This window comes from Stenotrophomonas africana, from assembly GCF_013004645.1.
Classification (GTDB): domain Bacteria; phylum Pseudomonadota; class Gammaproteobacteria; order Xanthomonadales; family Xanthomonadaceae; genus Stenotrophomonas; species Stenotrophomonas africana.
Window position 1 is genome coordinate 38,045 of sequence record NZ_JABEME010000016.1, and the last position, 21,490, is coordinate 59,534.

Genomic DNA, 21,490 nt, shown 5'->3' on the forward strand with positions numbered 1-21,490 from the left:
GGCTCAGTCCCGCACCAGTCCGCCATCGACCACCAGATTCTGGCCGGTCACCGCGCGCGACCAGGGGCTGGCGAAGAACAGTGCGGTATCGGCGAACTCGGCCGGGGTGGTGACGCTGCGCAGCGGGGTGTTGGCGGCGATGTAGTCGAACACCGCTTCCGGCGTGGCGGCACTGGCATCGGTGGTACGCAGCAGGCCGCCGGACAGCATGTTCACGGTGATGCCATGCGGGCCGAGGTCACCGGCCAGCGTGCGGGTCAGTGCCAACAGGGCGGCTTTGGCCGCGGTGTAGTCGTGGTAGGGCACCACCGGGTTCTGGAACAGGTTGGTGCCGATGTTGATCACGCGGCCGAAGCGGCGGGCCTGCATGCCGGGCAGGACGGCCTGCACGGTGTTCAGCGCGCCGCGCACGCTGCCCTCGAACTGCGCCTGGAAGGCCGGCCAGCCGATAGCGGCGGCGCCGTCGCGGGCATCACCATTGAACGAGAACGCAGCGAGTGCGTTGTTGACCACCGTGGTGACGCCCTGGCCGAAGTGGGCCAGGGCATGCTGCAGCATCGCATCGACCTGGCTGCGATCAGTGACGTCGGCCGGCAGTGCGATTGCCTGTCCGCCCAGCTCGGTTGCCAGCGCCCGTGCGGCGCCTTCGCTGCGGTGATAGTTGACGATGACGCGCGCACCCTGCGCAGCGAACGCGCGGGCGATGTGCTGGCCAAGGCCACGGCCGGCGCCGGTGACCAGCACCAGCTGTTCGCTGATCTGCATGAGGGAGCTGCCATCCATTGCATGAAAGGGCATGCAGCGTAGCAGCGATGGCGCTTGCCGGAGCGGGCGTGCTGCCGCTAGCCTGCAGGCATGAACCAGACTCCCCTGCGATTGCTCATTCACGGTGCCTCCGGGCGCATGGGCCAGGCCCTGCTGCGGTTGGCCGCCGAACATCCCGAAACCCTGCAGATCGTGGCCGCAGTGACCGGCCGTGCGCCGGCGCAGCGCGTGGTCGACGGCGTGCCGTTCTTCGGTGCCAGCGAGCTCCCCGGCGCGCCGGTGTTCGATGTGGCGATCGACTTCAGCCTGCCGGAGGGCTTCGACCCGCTGCTGGCGTTGTGCGTGGATCGGGGGGCAGGACTTGTGTCGGGGACCACCGGCATCTCCAGCACGCAGCGCCAGGCGCTGGAGGCTGCGGCGGCGAAGATCCCGCTGGTCTGGGCCTCGAACTTCAGTCTGGGCGTGGCGGTGCTGGACGAACTGGTCGAGCGCGCGGCGCAGGCGCTGCCAGGCTGGGGCTGCGACATCGTCGAGTCTCACCACACCCAGAAGAAGGACGCGCCGTCGGGTACCGCACTGACCCTGGGCGCGGCCGCGCAGCGGGGCGGGGCGGAGCCGCACTACGCCAGCCTGCGTGCCGGTGACATCGTCGGGGAGCACCTGGTGCAGTTCACCGGGCTGGGCGAGCGCATCGAGCTGGTGCATCGGGCCACCAACCGCGACATCTTCGCCCGCGGCGCCCTGTTCGCCGCCCGCCAGCTGCAGGGCCGGGCCCCGGGCAGCTATCGGGTAAGGGACCTGCTGCAGTAAGTCGGTAGTGCCGGCCGCTGGTCGGCACTACCGGGTGGCGGACCCCGCATACGCCGCCGGATTGAAATGAATGCGCAATCGCCTGTTCATCAAGTGCGATAACCGCTGGCGCGAGCGCCCCGGCAGCGCTACAATTCGCACTCGCCGAATCACGAAAGCCGGACCGGTCCCAGACCGTACGTCCGCGCTTTTTTGCAACCGGATTTCCGTGAAGCGCAGGCGTGACTTCGGCAGCCCCCTCGGTAGCCAAAGTGAGATTCCCGTGACCCAAGCCGCAATCCTCGTCCTCGAAGACGGCACCGTATTCGAGGGCGAATCCGTAGGCGCGCCCGGCCTGTCCGTCGGTGAGGTGGTGTTCAACACCGCCATGACCGGCTACCAGGAAGTGCTGACCGACCCGTCCTACGCCCGGCAGATGGTCACGCTGACCTATCCGCATATCGGTAACACCGGCATGACCGACCAGGACAATGAAGCGTCCAAGGTGTGGTCGGCCGGTCTGATCGTGCGCGACGTTCCCCGTCGTCCCAGCAACTGGCGCAGCCAGGTGTCGCTGCAGGACTGGCTGATCCAGCGTGGCGTGGTCGCCATCGCCGGCATCGACACCCGCAAGCTGACCCGCATCCTGCGCGAGAAGGGCGCGCAGAACGGTGCGCTGATGGCCGGTGACATCGACGTGGAAAAGGCACTGGAAGCCGCCCGCAAGTTCCCGGGGCTGAAGGGCATGGATCTGGCCAAGGTCGTCACTACCGAGAAGACCTACACCTGGACCGAGGGCCAGCTGGACCTGGATGCCAACGCCTTCGTCAGCGTGCCGGCCCGGTTCAAGGTCGTGGCCTACGACTTCGGCGTGAAGACCAACATCCTGCGCATGCTGGCCGAGCGTGGTTGCGAAGTGACCGTGGTGCCGGCGCAGACCCCGGCCGCCGAAGTGCTGGCGCTGAAGCCGGATGGGGTGTTCCTGTCCAACGGCCCGGGTGACCCGGAACCGTGCGACTACGCCATCGAAGCGATCAAGACCTTCATCGACGTGAAGATCCCGACCTTCGGCATCTGCCTGGGCCACCAGCTGCTGGGCCTGGCCTCGGGCGCGCAGACCATGAAGATGGGCCACGGCCACCACGGTGCCAACCACCCGGTGCAGGACCTGGACAGCGGCCGGGTGATGATCACCTCGCAGAACCACGGCTTCGCGATCGATGAAGCGACCCTGCCGCCGACCCTGCGCGTGACCCACCGTTCGCTGTTCGATGGCACCAACCAGGGCGTGGCCCGCACCGACGTGCCGGCGTTCTCGTTCCAGGGCCACCCGGAAGCGTCGCCGGGCCCGACCGATGTCGGTCCGCTGTTCGACCGCTTCGTGGTGCTGATGGAAGAGGCCAGGGCCTGATCAGTACGCCGCCGGCCCCCCGGTGGCGTCGCGATGGACCGTAAACCGCCGCAACGCTGCTGCCTCTGGCGCGGCGCTGCGGATCAAGATTCCTGATCGACAGCGTGCGATCACCCCCCTTGTCACGCTGTACTGACTTAGAGAAGAAAATGCCCAAGCGCACTGACCTCAAGACCATCCTCATCATCGGTGCTGGCCCGATCGTCATCGGCCAGGCCTGCGAGTTCGACTACTCCGGCGCCCAGGCCTGCAAGGCCCTGCGTGACGAGGGTTACCGCGTGGTGCTGGTCAACAGCAACCCGGCCACGATCATGACCGACCCGGAGATGGCCGACGCCGTCTACATCGAGCCGATCAACTGGCAGACGGTCGAGAAGATCATCGCCAAGGAAAAGCCCGATGCGCTGCTGCCGACCATGGGTGGCCAGACCGCGCTGAACTGCGCGCTGGACCTGGCCGACCACGGCGTGCTGGAGAAGTACAACGTCGAACTGATCGGCGCCAAGCGCGAAGCGATCCGCATGGCCGAAGACCGCGAGCTGTTCCGCGTCGCCATGGGTGAGATCGGCCTGGAATGCCCGACCGCCGCCGTCGCCCATACCCTGGACGAAGCGCTGGAGATCCAGACCCGCGTCGGCTACCCGACCATCATCCGCCCCAGCTTCACCCTGGGCGGCAGCGGTGGCGGCATCGCCTACAACCGCGAAGAGCTGGTCGAGATCGTCAGCCGCGGCCTGGAACTGTCGCCGACCACCGAAGTGCTGGTGGAAGAGTCGGTGCTGGGCTGGAAGGAATTCGAGATGGAAGTGGTCCGCGATACTGCGGACAACTGCATCATCGTCTGCTCGATCGAAAACCTTGACCCGATGGGCGTGCACACCGGTGACTCGATCACCGTGGCCCCGGCGCAGACCCTGACCGACAAGGAATACCAGCGCCTGCGCGATGCCTCCATCGCCGTGCTGCGCAAGATCGGCGTCGATACCGGTGGCTCGAACGTGCAGTTCGGCATCAACCCGAAGACCGGCCGCGTGGTCGTCATCGAGATGAATCCGCGCGTGTCGCGTTCCTCGGCGCTGGCTTCCAAGGCCACCGGCTTCCCGATCGCCAAGGTCGCCGCCAAGCTGGCCGTGGGCTACACCCTGGACGAACTGAAGAACGAGATCACCGGTGGCCTGACCCCGGCCTCGTTCGAGCCGTCCATCGATTACGTCGTCACCAAGATCCCGCGCTTCGCCTTCGAGAAGTTCCCGGCCGCCGATGCCCGCCTGACCACCCAGATGAAGTCGGTGGGCGAGGTGATGGCGATGGGCCGCACTTTCCAGGAGTCGGTGCAGAAGGCCCTGCGTGGTCTGGAAACCGGCAAGGTCGGCTTCGACCCGACCGGCCTGGACCTGGCCAACGAAGAAGACCTGCAGACCCTGCGTCGCGAGCTGAAGGCGCCGGGCCCGGAGCGCCTGTTCTTCGTCGCCGATGCGTTCCGCGCCGGCATGAGCGTGGAAGAGATCTACGCACTGTCGTTCATCGATCACTGGTTCCTGGACCAGATCGAGGAAATCATCGGCGCAGAAGGCGAAGTCGCTGCCGGTGGCATCGACGCGCTGGACGCCGCACGCCTGCGCAAGCTGAAGCGCGCTGGCTTCTCCGACGCGCGCCTGGCACAGCTGACCGGCACCAACGAAGCCGCCATCCGCGCGCTGCGCCGTGCGCACAAGGTGCGTCCGGTCTACAAGCGCGTGGACTCCTGTGCCGGTGAATTCTCCACCGGTACCGCCTACCTGTACTCGACCTACGAGGACGAGTGCGAGGCGGCACCGAGCAACCGCGACAAGATCATGATCCTGGGTGGTGGCCCGAACCGCATCGGCCAAGGCATCGAGTTCGACTACTGCTGCGTGCACGCGGCACTGGCGCTGCGCGAGGATGGCTATGAAACCATCATGGTCAACTGCAACCCGGAAACCGTGTCGACCGACTACGACACCTCCGACCGCCTGTACTTCGAGCCGCTGACCCTGGAAGACGTGCTGGAAATCGTCGAACTGGAACAGCCGAAGGGCGTGATCGTGCAGTACGGCGGCCAGACCCCGCTGAAGCTGGCGCGCGCGCTGGAGGCCAACGGCGTGCCGGTGATCGGCACCAGCCCGGACTCGATCGACCTGGCTGAAGACCGCGAGCGCTTCCAGCAGCTGGTCGACAAGCTGGGCCTGAAGCAGCCGCCGAACCGCATCGCCCGCAACGACCAGGAAGCCCTGCTGCTGGCCCGCGAGATCGGCTACCCGCTGGTGGTGCGCCCGAGCTACGTGCTGGGCGGCCGTGCGATGGAAATCGTCTACGGCGAAGCCGACCTGGCCCGCTACGTGCGCGACGCGGTGAAGGTGTCCAACGATTCGCCGGTGCTGCTGGACCGCTTCCTCGACAACGCCGTCGAGTGCGACGTCGACATCATCGCCGACAAGGAGGGCAACGTCCTGATCGGTGGCGTGATGGAGCACATCGAAGAAGCCGGCGTGCACTCGGGCGATTCCTCCTGCTCGCTGCCGCCGTACTCGCTGTCGGCTGAAACCCAGGCCGAACTGCGTCGTCAGGTGGTGGAACTGGCCAAGGCCCTGAACGTGGTCGGCCTGATGAACACCCAGTTCGCGATCCAGACCAGCGACGAAGGTGCCGACACCATCTACCTGCTGGAAGTGAACCCGCGTGCCTCGCGCACCGTGCCGTTCGTGTCCAAGGCCACCGGCATGCCGCTGGCCAAGATCGCCGCCCGCTGCATGGCTGGCAAGAGCCTGGCCGAGCAGGGCGCGACCAAGGAAATCGTGCCGGACTATTACTCGGTGAAGGAAGCGATCTTCCCGTTTGCCAAGTTCCAGGGCGTCGATCCGATCCTCGGGCCGGAGATGCGCTCCACCGGTGAGGTGATGGGCGTCGGCCGCACCTTCAACGCCGCCTTCGCGCGTGCGCAGGAAGCCGGTGGCATCAAGGCCCCGCCGGTCGGCAAGGCCTTCGTCTCGGTGCGTGATCCGGACAAGAAGCGCGTGCTGCCGGTGGCCAAGGCGCTGCTGGCGCGAGGCTACAGCCTGGTCGCCACCCGTGGCACCGCCGCGTGGCTGCAGCAGCACGGCATGGACTGCGAGATCATCAACAAGGTGGTCGAAGGCCGTCCGCACATTGTCGACTCGATCAAGAACGGCGAGATCGTCTACATCGTCAACACGACCGAAGGTCGTTCGGCGATCAACGATTCGTTCTCGATCCGTCGCGAGGCGCTGCAGCATCGCGTCACCTACTCGACCACCATTGCCGGCGCCAAGGCGCTGGTGGATTCACTGGAATTCCGCGGCACCGGCCCCGTCTGGTCGCTGCAGGAGCTGCACAAGGAGTTGAATGCATGAGAGCCCCCATCACGATGAAGGGCGCGCAGCGTCTGCGCGATGAACTGGATCACCTGAAGTCGGTCAAGCGCCCGAAGGTGATCGCCGCGATCGCCGAAGCGCGTGAGCATGGCGACCTGAAGGAGAACGCCGAGTACCACGCCGCGCGCGAGGAGCAGGGCTTCATCGAAGGCCGCATCAAGCAGCTGGAAGGCGAGCTGTCGCACGCCGAGATCATCGACGTGAGCAAGCTCAACGCCGGCTCCAAGGTAGTGTTCGGTGCCAGCGTGACGCTGGCCGACGTGGAAACCGACGAAGAGAAGAAGTACCAGATCGTCGGTGACCTGGAAGCGGACATCAAGCTGGGCCTGATCGCGATTTCCTCGCCGGTGGCGCGCGCGATGATCGGCAAGCTGGAAGGCGATTCGATCGTGATCGACGCACCGGCCGGCCAACGCGAGTACGAGATCGTCAGCGTCAGCTACGTGGACTGACCACGTGGCGACGGCGACCCTGCTGTTGCCTGCACGCAGCCGCTTTGCCGCGGCTGCGCTGCCGGACGATGTGGCACGTGCGCTCGGCCGTGCCACCACGGTGCAGGTTGCAGCGGGCGAACGCGCGCAGCTAACGCGCCATTTCACGGTGGCCGCGCCGCACTGGCCGGTGGCCGCGTTGACCCGCCAGCGCGACGTCGGCGATGCCGCCGGCGCCAGCTGGCTGCGTGCCGATCCGGCCTGCATGGTGCCGGACATGCACGGCGCGAGGATGATGGCCTACGGCGAAACACTGCGGCCGACGCTGGCCGACAGCCTGGCCCTGCTGCCGGTGCTGCAACCGCTGTTCGCCGATGCCGGGTTCGTGCTCGATGCACCGGACCCGTCGCGCTGGTACCTGCGCCTGCCGATCGACCTGGCCCTGCCGGACTTCGACAGTCCGGACGAGGTTCTCGGCGATGACCTGTTCTCGCACCTGCCGGAAGGCGAGGGCGGCCGTCGTTGGCGGGCGCTGATGACCGAGGCGCAGGTGCTGCTGCACAACCATTCCTGGAACCAGCAGCGCGCCTCGCAGGGACAGCAGCCGATCAATTCGCTCTGGTTCTGGGGCGGTGGCGTGATGCCGGTGTCGGTCAGCACGCCGCACGCACAGGTGCGCAGCCGCGATGCCTTGCTGCAGGGCCTGGCTCTGGCGGCTGGCGTAGCCGTGGATGGCGAGCAGGCGGTGGATGCACTGGTCGACCTGCGCCAGCTGCGCTCCCTGCAGCAGCTCGGCGATGATGCGATCCGTCCGCTGTTGGCCGCGCTGAAGCGCGGCGAGCTGCAGCGGCTGGTGCTGGATTTCGAGGACGGCCTGCAGTTCCAGCTGGACCGCGGCCAGCGCTGGCAGTTCTGGAAGAAGCCGCGCCAGCTGCACGAGTGATTTCCCTGTAGAGCCGAGCCCACGCTCGGCTTCATCACTACTGGACGTCCGTAACGTAGGTCGGCAACGCCCAGTGCCTGCGGCTCCGGGTTGAGCAGTCATCACCCAGATACGTCGCGCTCAGGACCAGGCGCGAGCCGTCCCACGCCCAATGCCGGTTCGTGCCGCACGCATTGGTAGCGGTCACAACGCCTTCTTCAAGAAATACGGCGTACGGGTAGAGCGGAAACAGCGTGCTCGGGGTGATCAGCGTGGGCGAAAACGGTGGACGGTCGCGGATCAACCAGCTGCCCGCCGGCACGATGTTGCGATCGGTTGCGCAGTTCAACAGCGCCAGAACATGGCTGGCATCCACCCGTTCGATGCGGAGTTGGCGTGACGACATCCGGTCGCACGCGTTACCCGCAGCGGCCACCGGTTGCAACTGCTGCAGCAGATCCGCCCGCTCGGCCAGCTGCGCATCGCTTTCCTGTGCTTCGACCAGAAGCGGCGGTGCCTTCAGGGGCGGCGCGGCAACCGCAGCCGGGACCTTCGACTCCGGCAGTGAGCCCTTGCGCACCAGTGCGCCGGGCGTATCCAGCCGACCTTGGGCTTCGTCCATCTTCAGCAGCAGCGTGCGGATGCCGCGGTCAGACAGCGGCCACGCGTGGCCCGAGGCATCGCTCATCTCGACGCGCTTACCCGCCAGCAGTGCTTCAATCATGGCGGTCACGTAGCGGGTGGGCAGCTCCAGGCCAGAGTCGAGTGCTTCGCTGTGGCCGATGGCACCGAGGTCCTTTCCGTCCACGTGCAGTCGCAACGTTCCTTCAGGGGCCACCGCTGCAGGGGTCGAAGGCGCGTCCTCTCCGCCCTCGGCCATGGACAGCCTTGCGCTGACCGCCGTGCGCGGCCCGCCGCTGCGTTCGATCAGCGCGCTCAGCATCAGCGGCGCCAGTGGACCGTAGGCTGCCAGCCGGCAGGTGCGGGTGTTGTCGCAGGCCATCACGCCGTCGCCCTCCACCCACGACGTGCCAGCCGGTTCGGCAGCCGGGGCAACCGAGGCCATCGTCAGCGACGCAAGCAGCAGCGGCGTGCATGACAGTGAAGATGCATGCATTCAACGCACCTCACTGAGCAGGGTTGGCAGCATCCAGTGCCCGCCCGGCATGCCACGGCACAGGCCGGTACTGAATGCACTGCTGGGCTGGAATCTCTGGCCATCCCATACCCAGTCCGAGCCGGAAACACAGTCGCCGATGCCGCGGCCCTTGTAGCGCGCGTAGAGCGTGCGTTCGACGCGCGAGAAGCCCTCTGCTTCCATCGTGACCGTCTGCGGGGCGAACGGGGGCCGGTCGCGCGCGATCCAGAAGCCATTGCTGTAGTTGTACGCGCCCATCTGGCACAGCGCCTGCACCAGTACGTGGTGCTCGTCCAGCCGCTCGATCACCATTTCCGGGGTGCCCGTGTACTCGATCAGGCGCGGACAGTCGTCACTGTCGCCGAGCGTGGCGATCAGGGCGTCGCGCAGCGCTTCGCTGCTTCCCAGTTCGCTGTCTCCGGAACGTGGCGCCGCCAGCGCCGCGCTCGCGATCACCGGCTTGGCACGCGCAGCCGGCACAGTCGTTTCGGCACGCGTACCACGCCGCACCAGGGCGCCGGGTGTTCCGATCCGACCCTGCGCCTCGTCCATCTTCAGCATTACGGCGGCAGCCCCACGGTCGGAAATCGGCCAGCGCGTTCTGTTGCTGTCGATCACCTCAATGCGGGCCTGGCCGGGCAGGGCGGCGAGCAGTGCTTCAACCTGCGCCGGCCGCAGCGTCACGGCCTCGTCGGCACCGGTGTCCTGCACCGGGCCCAGATCACGGCCGTTCACCTGCAGGCGCAGCGCTCCTTCAGGCATTGCGCTTTCGCCATCCTCGCCCACCCGCAGCCGCGCCTTCACTGCCGTACCGGGGCCACCGGCACGTTCCAGCATCAGGCCCAGCAGGCTGCCTGCGTTTTCCGGGCCATAACCCGCGGCACGGCAGGTGCCGGTGTTGTCGCAGGCCAGGAACCAGTCGTGGTGCGCGAACTCGATACCGGGTGTTACCGGCGTGTTTGCGGCATGGCTGGCAAGCGGCAGCAACAGGCCGACAATCAGTGTGGACAACGGGCGATACATGGCGAATTCCGTTTCAGAAGCGAACAAGCATGGGCGATCGCCACCTCTGCGCCAAGCCCGGGAAGAGCCGGACCAGCCGGGCGGGGTATCATGCCCGGGTCTTCCGTAACCCGGCGATGCCGATGTCCCTTGCCGCCGATGCTGTGCCGCCCGCCTCTGATACGCCGACGATCCGCCGCCGCGATGCGGTCGCGCCCGGCAGCTGGCCGGAGGGCACGCTGCCGTTGCTGGCGCGTCTCTATGCCAGCCGTGGCGCAGGTACACCGGAGTTGGCGCAGCCGAAGCTGGGCAATCTGCATGCCCCCGAGCTGCTGACCGGCATCGACGATGCGGTGGGCCTGCTGGTCGAGGCCATCGCCAACGACAAGCGCATCCTGGTGGTCGGCGATTTCGATTGCGATGGTGCCACCGCCTGCGCGGTCGGCGTGCGTGGCCTGCGCATGCTCGGCGCGCAGCATGTCTTCCACGCGGTGCCCAACCGCATGGTGCACGGCTACGGCCTGTCGCCGTCACTGGTGGAAGAGCTGGCCGCGCTGCAGCCGGACCTGCTGGTCACGGTCGACCACGGCATTGCCTGCCACGCCGGTGTCATCGCGGCCAAGGCGCGTGGCTGGCAGGTGCTGGTCACTGACCATCATCTTCCCGGTCCGCAGTTGCCGCCGGCCGATGTCATCGTCGATCCCAATCTCGACGGCGACGCCTTCCCCAGCAAGTCGTTGGCAGGCGTCGGCGTGATCTTCTACGTGCTGATGGCGCTGCGCCGGCAGATGCGCGAAGCCGGTGTCTTTGCCGATGGCAAGGGACCTGACCTGACCACGCTGCTGGACCTGGTGGCGGTCGGCACCGTCGCCGACCTGGTAGCGCTGGACCCGAACAATCGGGCGCTGGTCAGCGCGGGCCTGCGCCGGCTGCGTGCAGGGCAGGGCTGCGTCGGCCTGCGTGCACTGATCGAGGCCAGCGGCCGTGATGCCGCGCGGCTGACGGCCACCGACATCGGCTTCGCACTCGGCCCACGCCTGAATGCCGCGGGCCGGCTGGAAGACATGGCGCTGGGCATTGCGCTGCTGCTGACCGAAGACCCGCGCCAGGCGCGCGAGATCGCGCAGACGCTGGAGCAGATCAATTCGGAACGGCGCGCCGTGCAGCAGTCGATGACCGACGACGCCGAGCAGGCGTTGACCCGCGTGGTGCTGGACATGGCCGGCCAGCGCCCGGTCGCGGCCTGCCTGTTCGATGCGGACTGGCATCCGGGCGTGGTCGGCCTGGTCGCGTCGAAGATGAAGGATCGCCTGCATCGCCCGGTGATCGCCTTCGCCCCGGCCGAACCCGGCGCCGACACCCTGCGTGGCTCAGCCCGCTCGATTCCCGGCCTGCACATCCGTGACGCACTGGCGCTGGTCGACGCGCGTCATCCGGGCTTGATCGAACGTTTCGGTGGCCATGCCATGGCGGCTGGACTGAGCCTGCGGCTGGATCACGTCGATGACTTCAAGGCCGCCTTCGTCGCCGTGGTACTGGAAATGCTCGACCCGGCGGCACTGCAGCAGCAGGTCCTCAGCGACGGCGAACTGGCCGCGGGCGAACTCGACCATCGCCACGCTGATGCGCTGCGTCTGGCGGGCCCGTGGGGCCAGGGCTTCCCCGAGCCGCTGTTCGACGGCCACTTCGAAGTGGCCAACTGGCGCGTGCTGAAGGAGCGCCACCTCAAGCTGGAACTGCGCCTGCCGGGCGTGCCCGGCACGATCAACGCGATCCACTTCGGCGGCTGGCATGGCAACGCGCCGGGTCGCCACGTGCATCTCGCCTATCGTCTCGCCTGCGACGACTATCGTGGTGGCAACGCCATCCAGCTGATCGTCGAGCACTGCCTGCCCGCCTAGAAAAAGGGGACGGAGGGGATTAAGCCGTTTCTGCCTTGTTTGCCAATTGCGACTTAATCCCCTCCGTCCCCTTTTTGGGGTCCCGCCAACCCCGTTCCGGTAGCTTGTGCGTTCAACGGTTCACGATCCCACTGGAGTCCGGTCATGGTCTTCGCCCGTTGCTGCGCCGTGTTGTTGCTGGCCCTCGCGGCCTGGCCCGCTGGCGCGCAGTCGCCGCCGATCTCCCGGCCGCAGGCCGCCACGCCTCTCCTGATCGCGCACGCTGCCGAACAACCGGTGCAACTGCAGCGTGCCCGCATCGAGGGCGAAGTCCAGGCCGGCGTCGCCCAGACCCGGATCACCCTGGAATTCCACAACCCGAACCGGCGCGTGCTGGAGGGCGAGTTGCAGTTCCCGCTGGGCGACGGCCAGCAGATCAGCGGCTTCGCGCTGGATATCAACGGCGAGATGCGTGACGCGGTGGCGGTGCCCAAGGACCGCGGCCGCCAGGTGTTCGAGGAGATCGCCCGCCGCGGCGTCGACCCGGGCCTGCTGGAACAGACCGCCGGTAACCAGTTCCGGCTGCGCATCTACCCGCTGCCGGCCGGTGGCAGTCGGCGTGTACAGCTGGTGATTCGCGAGCCGTTGGCCTTCACCGGCCAAGGCTGGCAGTGGACGCTGCCGCTGCAGTTCGCCGCCGGTGCAGCCTCGGTTGAACTGAAGCTGCAGGCGCCCGGCGCGACCACTGCAGGTACCGCGCCATTCCGCATCAGCGCGGGCCAGATGCAGTGGCAGGGCAAGGGCGCGCAGTTGCCGAAGCAGCTGCAGTGGAGCCTGCCGGCAGCCCGCCAGGCGCAGGTGCAGGTGGCGCCCTGGGAGGATGGCCATTACCTGCTGGCGCAACTGCCGGTGGCGGCCAGCAGCAGGCCCCGCACGCTGCCCAGCGAGATCGGCCTGCTGTGGGACGGCTCCGGTTCGGCGGGGCAGCGCGATCGCACGCGTGAGTTCGCACTGCTGGATCACTACTTCGCCGCGATGGGCGACGGCACCGTGGCCTTGACCGTGTTGCGCGATCGCGCCGAGCCGGTAAGACGCTTCCGCATCCGCGCCGGTAACTGGAGTGAGCTGCGTGCGGCATTGCAGGCCGTACGCCCGGACGGTGCCAGCGCGCTGGCGCAGTGGCAGCCGCAGCCGGGCGTGAAGGAATACCTGCTGGTCAGCGATGGCCTGCTGACCTATGGGCCGGAACAGCTGCCGGCGATGGCGCCGGACCAACGCCTGTTTGCGGTCAGCAGCGCCGGTGCGCGCACCGATGCCGTGCGACTGCGTGGCTGGAGCCAAGCGCATGGTGGTCGCTTCGTCGCGCTGGGGAAGGATGTCGAATTGGCCGCCCGTGAGCTGCTGTCGTCGCCGCTGGATGTGCAGGTCGATGCAGGGCGCGGCGTGCAGGACGTGGTGATCGATCGTCGCAGTGAAGCCGAGGGCTGGTTGTGGCTGCATGCACGACTGGCGGCCGACGGTGTGCCGATGCGGGTGCGCGTGGGTGGCGGCGAATGGCAGGCGCTGCCCGCCACGCAGAAGAGCAACGACGGAGAACTGCTGGCGGGCTTGTGGGCGCAGGCGCGCCTGCAGCAGCTGGCCGCCGATCGCCGTGGCAACCGCGAGGCGATGCAGCGCCTGTCTCAACAGTTTGGCCTGGTCGGGCCGGATACCTCGCTGATCGTGCTGGAGACACTGGAGGACTACCTGCGCTATGCGATCCGCCCTTCGGGCACGCTGCGCGCCGAGTACGACGCCAGGTTCGCAGTGCAGGTAAGAGATCGCGCGGCTGCTGATCGCCAGCGCCTGGATGAGGTGGCGGCACGCTGGAAGGAGCGCCAGCAGTGGTGGAACCGCAGCTGGCCGAAGGGAATGCCGCCGCAGGCAAAGGGCGGGGCACTGGAAGTGGCCTCCGCGGACTACGCGATGGAATCAGCGCCGGTGGCGATGCTCGCCGCGCCGGCCCCGGCGGCACCACCCGCCCCGGCACCGATGGCCGCCGCCGCCGAGCAGCGCATGGAAGCCAGCAGCGCGCGTGCGCGTCGCTCAGCACCTGCATCGAACATGGCCCTCGATTCAATCACGGTCACTGGTGGCCGTGTCGCTGCGCCCGCTGCCGCCAACGAGGGCGAGCTCGGCATCCAGTTGGCGGCCTGGCAGCCGGACTCGGCCATCGCCAAGCGCCTGCGCGAGGGGCCGCCGTCGCAGTTGTATGACCGCTATCTGGCCGAGCGCGATGCGCACGCCGACAGCAGCGCATTCTTCCTCGATGTGGCCGATCTGCTGCTGGAGCAGGGCCAGCGCGAACTGGCACTGCGGGTACTGTCGAACCTGGCCGAGATGGATCTGGACAACCGGCACCTGCTGCGCGTGCTCGGCTACCGCCTGATGCAGGCTGATGCCCCCGCATTGGCGGTGCCGGTGTTCGAGCAGGTGCTGATGATGGGCCAGGAAGAGCCGCAGAGCTTCCGCGATCTTGGCCTGGCGCTGGCGGCGGCCGGCAAGCCGCAGCAGGCGCTTGCGCCGCTGTACCAGGTGGTGGTGCGGCCGTGGGACAGCCGCTTCGATGGCATCGCCCTGATCGCACTGGATGAGCTGACCAACCTGGTGGCCCGCAGCACGCCCCGGCTGGATACCACCGGCATCGACCCGCGCCTGCTGCAGGCGATGCCGTTGGACCTGCGCGTGGTGCTGTCGTGGGACGCCGACAACAGTGACATGGACCTGTGGGTGACCGACCCGAACGGCGAGCGCGCGTACTACGGCAACCGCCTGACCTACCAGGGCGGACAGATGTCGCAGGATTTCACCGGCGGCTATGGCCCCGAGCAGTTCTCGCTGCGTAACGCCAAGCCGGGCAAATACAAGGTGGAAGCGAATTACTTCGGCAGCCGCCAGCAGTTGGTGACCGGTGCCACGACCCTGATGCTGCGCCTGACCACCCACTGGGGCACGGCCAAGCAGAATGACCAGATGGTGACGATGCGGCTGAAGGACCGTGCCGAGACTGTGCTGGTGGGCGAGTTCGAGGTGCGTTGAACGCTCGGACACCCGTGTAGAGTCGAGCTTGCTCGACTCTGCATTTCTCCCGCAAGCGGTGCAGGATAGGAGCGAAGGACCCGGACTTTTCCGACCGGGCACTCCGGGTAGATCCAGTGTGCCCATTCCGAGACGAGCCACTCAGTACGCACGCCACGCAGATTCGGATGCTCGGCTTCCGGCGACAGAAGAGCCAAAATCAATCCGGCCTTATTCATCGAGCCGGCACTGACGCGAAATCCATCGCGCCAGCGCCACCCGGCCATTTACTCTAACCGCGTATCCAGCTATCCAGCTGTTTTGCCAGCACGCGGTTCTTGTGCGCGCTGGCGACCATGCCTTTGCCTGGTGTCAGATTGATGCCCAGTTGTGCATTGACCTGCCTGATCCATTGTGGGAACTGTGCAAGATTGACGCCTGTAATTGGCGGCAGTTCGAGGTCACTGCTGATGGGCCGGTCCCCATATGCCTCGTACGTTCCATCACCTGCGGACAAACTGATCGACCACGAACTATCGGGCCAGCTGCTGAGAGTGAGGCTGACACGTGGATGGCCGTTCTGGGAGCTGTACTCGCCATCCTGATACAGCGTGATACGCGCGTTCCAGTCTCGGATGTTCTCCACTGTCCATGCCTGCCTCTGGACCAGCTGAATGGCGGCGCCTGCCATGACGCGCTCGTTGTGAAGTGTCGACAGCTGTTCGCAGAGGGTGTTGAACGCCGGGTCTTCAGGACCATGCGGCTGGGCTGCCATCGCTGTGTAGTGGAGAAGCGAGAGAAATCGTTCACGGGCTGCGCTCCCTGCGTGATCGCGATCAAGCTGAATTCGCAGCGCGCCGAGGCGGGTTCGAGTATCCAGCAACGTGACCAGAATCATGCCCCAGTACAGGATGCTGTCGAGCTGTTCGGCATCGTGTTGAACGTGTTGAATGGCTTCGAGGACCTGTGGTGCCAAGCTGCGATAGGGCAGAAATCTTTCCACTTTGTCACGTTGGGCGTAATACGACTGGTACTTTCTGCAATGCTCGACCAGGCGCACGCGCTGCTTGAGCTCTCCCGCGCTGCCAAGAGAGCCACTTGGGAGCTCGCCGTTCTCGTCGAAGCCGAAGCAGAAAAGATGCTCAAGGCCGAGCCTTGGCCGGCGCGAGTAATAGCCAACAGGAAGCCGCGTGAGTTCACGGTAGGCGGCACTCAGTGCCGGTAGATCCTTTTCGGGAAGTCCGGCGACCTTCCAGTCCCCCACTCGCAGCCAGTGGAAGTAGAAGCGTTGCAGCATGTCTCCAGACAGGTGGCGACCTGCTTTCGGTGCAAGTACGCCGAGTTGGTAGTGATAAGCCGGGTAAATGTCGCCTTGACGCTTCTCAGCAAGCGCAGCTTCTTCTGAGTCAACAAAGGCTACCAGCAGCTTGAGGTCGGATTGATCCATTGCAGGTCTCCAAGCAAAGGGGCCTTCTGGCGGGAAGGCGACCTCCTAGGCTGGCAGGGCGATGTGGAACATCCAATGCGAATAGTTGCAAATGCCGTGAAGGGGCGCGTATCCGTTGCCCGTATCAGGTCCCACGCGGAATCCGCCTCGCCAGCGCCACACCGCCGCCTAGGCAGCCAGCATCACGCACAACCCGGCGCGGAGTCGCCCGCCAAACGCGCAAAGCAGTATCAGCGCGGTATAGGCCGTTTCGTAGCCGAGCAGGCTGACGAACTGCATCTGCGACAGCACCCAGCCGGCATCGAAGGTCTGCTGCAGCCATAGGTGCCAATGGGTCTGGAACATCCGTTGTCCTCATTGCGCCGTGGCGGTGCGTACCGCCGGTGACGATAGCGGATCGGCCTTCAGGCCGAACAGGGGGCGCAGCCAGCGCACGCGACGGATCAGCAGTTCGTGGATCAGCAGGCAGCCGCCGACGGTGCCGCCCAGCAGTAGCGACGGCTCCAGCCAAGGACCCAGTTGCAATGGCTTGAGCCAGAACAACAGCACGATGATCAGGCTCTGGTGCAGCATGTACCACGGATAGATGGCTTCGGTGCAGTACGGCAGCCAGCGGAACGGGCGATCGAGGACGACCTTGCCCCAGCCCAGGATGGTCAGCAGCGCGGTCCAGACGTACAGCGACTGGCTGGTGCGGCCCTGCAGGTCCCAGAACGGTTCGGGCCATTGCCGCAGCAAGGAATCAGCCGGCAGTACCTGGCCGAGGATGCGCAACCCCAGATACCAGGCGATCGCGGCCAGCGCCAGCCATAGCGTGGTGCGGCGCAGGGCGACCACACGCTGCCAGAACACCGGCTCGCGACCGAGCAGGTAGCCTGCCAGGAACACCGTTGCGTATTTGGCGTGCTGGTACCAGTCGCCAAGCAGGGCATTGGTGGACGGATAGATCGGCTCCAGCCAGATCACCCAGGCCAGCAGCAGGGCGGACGGCAGGCCGATCAGCAGCATCGGCGATGCAGCGCAGAACGCCACCGCGCAGCGCACCACCGGCCTTCCCAGCAATGGCATCAACAGGGCCAGGGCCAGCGTGTAGTTCCACAGATAGGCCAGGTACCACAAGTGGTTCCAGGTGATGCCGTACTGCCAACCGGCGAAACTCCCTTCCGGCCACGGCCGCACCTGCCAATAGCGCAGCAGGAAGTGGCCGAAGCCGGGTGCCACGTGGCCGTTGGCCACGCCTTCGCAGTAGGGCTGGATCGGCACGATCACGAACATGCCGAACAGCAGCGGCAGCAGCAGCCGCCACGTGCGCAGGCCGGCGATGCGCAGCAGCCTGCCTTCCGGCCGCATCAGCGCGACGGCGATACCCGAGATCAGGAACAGCAGCGACATCCGCCAGCGGTTGACGAACAGCATCGGCCACTGCAGCCACTCGGCGGTATGCACGCTCTTGAGGTGGAAACCCCAGTCGTCCACATAGGCCATGCCGGTGTGGTAAAGGATCAGCAGAGCGAAGGCGAACACGCGCAGGGCGTCGATGTCGTGGCGTCGGGTCATGGTGGTGGTGTGCCGGAAGGTCCAGCCAACGTGACGCCGCCCGACCCGTGCAGCCACTGCCGAGGGGCCACCGGAACCCGCGCAGTGACCAATGGCGGGGGTGGCGGGACCAATGGAGCCGCTACCCTTGGTCCCTTGAGGCAGGCTGGAGCACCGCAACGACATGGATGCAGCAATGACCCAGGGCCGACCACCGCGCTGGCGTACTTCAACCCGCCTGCTGGTATGGGCGGCGATCCTGTCGGCTTCAGCGGTGACCAATGCGCTGGTGGAAGTGATGGATGCCAGTCGCCGCGGCGCCGATCTCGGGCTGTGGGAGCCGATGATCTGGGAGTTCAGCAGCCTCGGTCTGATCCTGTTGACCCTGCCGCTGCTGTGGTGGGGCTGCGAGCGCTGGCCGCTGCATGCCGATACCTGGAAGCGGCGGTTGCCGCTGTACCTGCTGGCCAGCGTCGGCTGGTCGCTGTTGCATGTGGTGGGGATGATGCTGCTGCGGCACCTGGCCTATGGAGCGCTGGGCTATCGGTACCAGGACGATGCCGGCTGGCTGGAGCGTTTTGCCTACGAATACCTGAAGGATGTGCGCGCCTTCGCGATGTTCGTGGCACTGGAGCACTTTGCCAGCTGGTTCGGCCGGCGCAGGCAGGGTGAGGCGAGCCTGCTGGCCGAGCCCGACGTTGGGCCGCCGGTGGAGCCGGTCGAGCGCCCCCAGCACTTCCTGGTGCGCAAGCTGGGCAAGGAGTTCCTGGTTGCCACGGCCGACGTGGAATACGCCCAGGCGGCGGGCAACTACGTGAACCTGCGGGTGCGCGGCCACGATTACCCGTTGCGGATCACCATGGCGGTGCTGGAGCGGCGGCTCGATCCGGCAGTGTTCCTGCGCCCGCACCGCAGCTGGCTGATCCACCGTGACCAGCTGCGCTCGATCGAGCCGCTGGACGGCGGCGAGGCCCTGCTGCACATGGCCGACGGGGCGAAGGTGCCCTGCAGCCGGCGCCAGCTGCCGCTGCTGCGGCAGGCGCTGGGCGGAGGGTAGCGTCGACTGTCAGTCGACTGCTGTTCGTTCAGGTTCTGGTGAAGCCCGCGCTGCGCGCGATAGTCGACTGACAGTCGACTCTACCGAGGCGCGGGCGGGCGGGGGGGCTCATGCCGGGAGTCGCCTGCCTGCGGTATCATTACCAGTCATCTTTTGAATGCATAACCGCCGACATGATCGAACTGAATCCTGTCCGCCAGCGCATCACCGATCTGACCGATCGCGTGCTGTCGCTTCGGGGGTATCTTTGACTACGACGCCAAGAAAGAGCGTCTTGAAGAAGTAACGCGGGAGCTGGAAAGCCCCGACGTCTGGAACAACGCCGAGTACGCCCAGAACCTGGGCCGCGAGCGTTCCAGCCTGGAAAAGACCGTGGGCGGCATCGCCTCGGTGCTGGATGGCCTGAACGACGCCACCGAACTGCTCGAACTGGCCGAGTCCGAGCAGGACGAGGACACCGCATTGGCGGTGGTCGCCGACCTGGACAAGCACCAGGCGCACGTCGAAAAGCTGGAGTTCCAGCGCATGTTCTCCGGCGAGATGGACAATGCCGCTGCGTTCGTCGACATCCAGGCCGGTGCTGGTGGCACCGAAGCCCAGGACTGGGCCGAGATCCTGCTGCGCATGTACCTGCGCTGGTGTGAATCGCGGGGCTGGAAGACCGAGCTGATGGAAGTCTCCGGTGGCGACGTCGCCGGCATCAAGTCGGCCACGCTGCGCGTGGAAGGCGACTATGCCTATGGCTGGCTGAAGACCGAGACCGGCGTGCACCGCCTGGTGCGCAAGTCGCCGTTCGACTCGGACAACCGCCGCCACACCAGCTTCACCTCGGTGTTCGTGTCGCCGGAGATCGATGACAACATCGACATCACCATCAACCCGGCCGACCTGCGCACCGACGTGTACCGTTCGTCCGGCGCCGGTGGCCAGCACGTGAACAAGACCGAGTCGGCGGTGCGAATCACTCACATCCCGACCAACATCGTTGTGGCCTGCCAGACCGGCCGCAGCCAGCACCAGAACCGCGACAACGCGATGAAGATGCTGGCCGCCAAGCTGTACGAGCTGGAGATCCAGAAGCGCAACGCCGAGAAGGACGCGGTCGAAGCCACCAAGTCCGACATCGGCTGGGGCAGCCAGATCCGCAACTACGTGCTGGACCAGAGCCGTATCAAGGACCTGCGCACCGGCATCGAACGCTCGGATACGCAGAAGGTGCTCGACGGCGACCTGGACGAGTTCGTCGAGGCCAGCCTGAAGGCCGGCCTGGCCGTGGGCTCCAAGCGCGTCGATGCCTGATCGACGCGCCTGCGCGGAGATCGTCACCCTCGTGCGCAACGCCGAGGGCGGCTGATCACGCTTCCGGTAGAGCCGAGCCCATGCTCGGCTGCTGTTGGCGCAGTAGCAGATGCGTCGAGCATGGCTCGACGCTAGAACGGGTACGGCGGTAGCGATGATGCGCAGCGAAAGTGAACGCAAGGAACTCGGCGGCTTCCTCAAGGCCTGCCGCGCCCGTGTCGACCCCGCCACGCTCGGCCTGCCGGGCGGGCGCCGGCGCACCCCGGGCCTGAAGCGCGAGGAAGTGGCGTTGGCGATCGGGGTCAGCGTCAGCTGGTACACCTGGATCGAGCAGGGCCGCGAAGTGCGCGCCTCGCCCGAGGTGCTGGAGCGCCTGGCACAGGTGTTACGCATGAGCGACGACGAACGCGCCTATGCATTCGCGCTGTCCGGCTACGGCGTGCCTCTGGAATCGCCGGACGAGAGCGTGACCGACGGCCTGCGCCAGCTGGTGGAAGCGATGCAGCCGATTCCGGCCTACGTGCGCAACACCCGCTTCGACATCCTGGCCTGGAACCCGGCCATCGCCGAGCTGTTCGTGGACTACAGCCAGCTGGCGCCGCATGAGCGCAATACGCTGCGCCTGATGTTCCTGTACCCGCCGTACCGCACGCTGATCCTCAACTGGGAAGAAATGACCCGCGGCCTGCTGGCGGGTTTCCGCGCGGCGATGGCGCAGGCGCCAGACAAGGCGCCGTTCCTGGCGCTGGTGGAGGACATCGCCGCGCACAGCGAAGAGTTCCGCCAATGGTGGCCGGAGCACGATGTGCGGCGGTTCGACGAAGGGGCGAAGAAGCTCAACCACCCCACGCGCGGGCTGCTGGACCTGCAGTACGTGGCGCTGGTGCCGGAGAGCCGGCACGATCTTTCCCTGGTTACTTACCTGCCGCGTAGGTAGGTTGGTCGGCAGGGCTGCGCCCTGCACCCGCAGAGGCTTCAAGCCAAGGCAACAGCAACAGCAACAGCAACAGCGAGCATCCTTGGGATGGCGGGGCGGTGTGGGCTGGCAGGACACGCCGTGAACCCATCCATGGGGGCTCGATGGCGCCATCCATGGCGCCAACGGTCCTGCCAACCCACACCGCCCCGCCTTTGACAGTTTCCGCGCGGTTGTTGGTGGGTGTCGACCTTGGTCGACACATCTGTCAGATATCGAAAGAAATTCCGGGGTCAGATCCCAAGAGTATTCCCGTCAGATCGCGGAAATCTGTCGAAGGCGGGGTGGGTCCGGTTGAGGGGGCGTGAGCCGCATGGATGCGGCGACCGAGCTTACATGGACGTACTTGCAGCGCCCCCCTCAACCG

Annotated in this window: 16 protein-coding genes and 1 pseudogene; 10 read left to right on the top strand and 7 right to left on the bottom strand. The window is 66.6% G+C overall.

Annotated features, from left to right (window positions below; genetic code table 11):
• Positions 1-3 precede the first annotated feature (3 nt).
• Positions 4-765 (bottom strand): 3-oxoacyl-ACP reductase, encoded by a 762-nt coding sequence (locus HLA98_RS19270; RefSeq protein WP_425480867.1) that lies wholly within the window; start codon positions 763-765, stop codon positions 4-6.
• A 90-nt stretch (positions 766-855) separates the two neighbouring features.
• Here HLA98_RS19270 and dapB point away from each other — a divergent pair, with 90 nt between their 5' ends.
• The 5 genes from dapB to HLA98_RS19295 all read left to right on the top strand — a co-directional run bounded on the left by dapB (position 856) and on the right by HLA98_RS19295 (position 7,752).
• Complete coding sequence (gene dapB / locus HLA98_RS19275; RefSeq protein WP_080392926.1) at positions 856-1,575, top strand: 4-hydroxy-tetrahydrodipicolinate reductase; 720 nt, start codon at positions 856-858, stop codon at positions 1,573-1,575.
• Positions 1,576-1,837: 262 nt separating this feature from the next.
• Positions 1,838-2,965, top strand: a complete 1,128-nt coding sequence (gene carA / locus HLA98_RS19280) for a glutamine-hydrolyzing carbamoyl-phosphate synthase small subunit (protein ID WP_057501488.1) — start codon at positions 1,838-1,840, stop codon at positions 2,963-2,965.
• A gap of 149 nt (positions 2,966-3,114) precedes the next feature.
• The gene (carB, locus tag HLA98_RS19285; protein WP_057501487.1) at positions 3,115-6,357 is read left to right on the top strand and encodes a carbamoyl-phosphate synthase large subunit; all 3,243 of its coding nucleotides are present in this window, start codon (positions 3,115-3,117) and stop codon (positions 6,355-6,357) included.
• Between the two features lie 8 nt (positions 6,358-6,365).
• Positions 6,366-6,830 carry a transcription elongation factor GreA gene (gene greA, locus HLA98_RS19290; RefSeq protein ID WP_170272484.1) on the top strand — a complete coding sequence of 155 codons (465 nt, stop codon included), beginning with the start codon at positions 6,366-6,368 and terminating at the stop codon, positions 6,828-6,830.
• A gap of 4 nt (positions 6,831-6,834) precedes the next feature.
• Complete coding sequence (locus HLA98_RS19295) at positions 6,835-7,752, top strand: hypothetical protein (protein WP_057501486.1); 918 nt, start codon at positions 6,835-6,837, stop codon at positions 7,750-7,752.
• Positions 7,753-7,789: 37 nt separating this feature from the next.
• Here HLA98_RS19295 and HLA98_RS19300 read toward each other — a convergent pair whose 3' ends face one another.
• A complete protein-coding gene (locus tag HLA98_RS19300; protein WP_160320758.1) occupies positions 7,790-8,797 on the bottom strand; it encodes a DUF1176 domain-containing protein in 1,008 nt (335 codons plus the stop codon).
• 51 nt (positions 8,798-8,848) lie between these two features.
• Positions 8,849-9,892: a DUF1176 domain-containing protein gene (locus tag HLA98_RS19305; protein WP_057501484.1), complete on the bottom strand. Its 1,044-nt coding sequence runs from the start codon at positions 9,890-9,892 to the stop codon at positions 8,849-8,851.
• 122 nt (positions 9,893-10,014) lie between these two features.
• Between HLA98_RS19305 and recJ the strand changes: the two genes are divergently transcribed.
• Positions 10,015-11,772, top strand: a complete 1,758-nt coding sequence (gene recJ / locus HLA98_RS19310; RefSeq protein ID WP_057501483.1) for a single-stranded-DNA-specific exonuclease RecJ — start codon at positions 10,015-10,017, stop codon at positions 11,770-11,772.
• 144 nt (positions 11,773-11,916) lie between these two features.
• The gene (locus HLA98_RS19315) at positions 11,917-14,829 is read left to right on the top strand and encodes a DUF2135 domain-containing protein (protein ID WP_057501482.1); all 2,913 of its coding nucleotides are present in this window, start codon (positions 11,917-11,919) and stop codon (positions 14,827-14,829) included.
• Positions 14,830-14,918: 89 nt separating this feature from the next.
• On the opposite strand, the pseudogene imm45 reads toward HLA98_RS19315, so the two are convergent.
• The 4 genes and pseudogenes from imm45 to HLA98_RS19330 all read right to left on the bottom strand — a co-directional run.
• Positions 14,919-15,095, bottom strand: a pseudogene (gene imm45, locus HLA98_RS21480) (Imm45 family immunity protein); the annotation flags it as partial.
• A 5-nt stretch (positions 15,096-15,100) separates the two neighbouring features.
• Entirely contained in the window at positions 15,101-16,255 is a 1,155-nt protein-coding gene (locus tag HLA98_RS19320; protein ID WP_057501481.1) for a hypothetical protein, read from the bottom strand.
• A 168-nt stretch (positions 16,256-16,423) separates the two neighbouring features.
• Positions 16,424-16,600 (bottom strand): hypothetical protein, encoded by a 177-nt coding sequence (locus HLA98_RS19325; protein ID WP_232015537.1) that lies wholly within the window; start codon positions 16,598-16,600, stop codon positions 16,424-16,426.
• A gap of 9 nt (positions 16,601-16,609) precedes the next feature.
• Positions 16,610-17,812 carry an acyltransferase family protein gene (locus tag HLA98_RS19330; RefSeq protein WP_057501480.1) on the bottom strand — a complete coding sequence of 401 codons (1,203 nt, stop codon included), beginning with the start codon at positions 17,810-17,812 and terminating at the stop codon, positions 16,610-16,612.
• A 175-nt stretch (positions 17,813-17,987) separates the two neighbouring features.
• On the opposite strand from HLA98_RS19330, the gene HLA98_RS19335 reads away from it, so the two are divergent.
• From HLA98_RS19335 to HLA98_RS19345, 3 genes are all read left to right on the top strand, one after another.
• The gene (locus tag HLA98_RS19335; RefSeq protein WP_057501479.1) at positions 17,988-18,848 is read left to right on the top strand and encodes a LytTR family DNA-binding domain-containing protein; all 861 of its coding nucleotides are present in this window, start codon (positions 17,988-17,990) and stop codon (positions 18,846-18,848) included.
• 173 nt (positions 18,849-19,021) lie between these two features.
• Positions 19,022-20,147, top strand: a protein-coding gene (gene prfB, locus HLA98_RS19340) for a peptide chain release factor 2 (RefSeq protein ID WP_014037064.1) whose coding sequence is annotated in 2 segments (ribosomal slippage) — positions 19,022-19,096 and positions 19,098-20,147 — 1,125 coding nt in all. Because the reading frame shifts where the segments join, the coding sequence is not laid out codon by codon here.
• A gap of 154 nt (positions 20,148-20,301) precedes the next feature.
• Positions 20,302-21,084 (top strand): helix-turn-helix transcriptional regulator, encoded by a 783-nt coding sequence (locus HLA98_RS19345; protein WP_057499711.1) that lies wholly within the window; start codon positions 20,302-20,304, stop codon positions 21,082-21,084.
• The last annotated feature ends 406 nt before the right edge of the window (positions 21,085-21,490 follow it).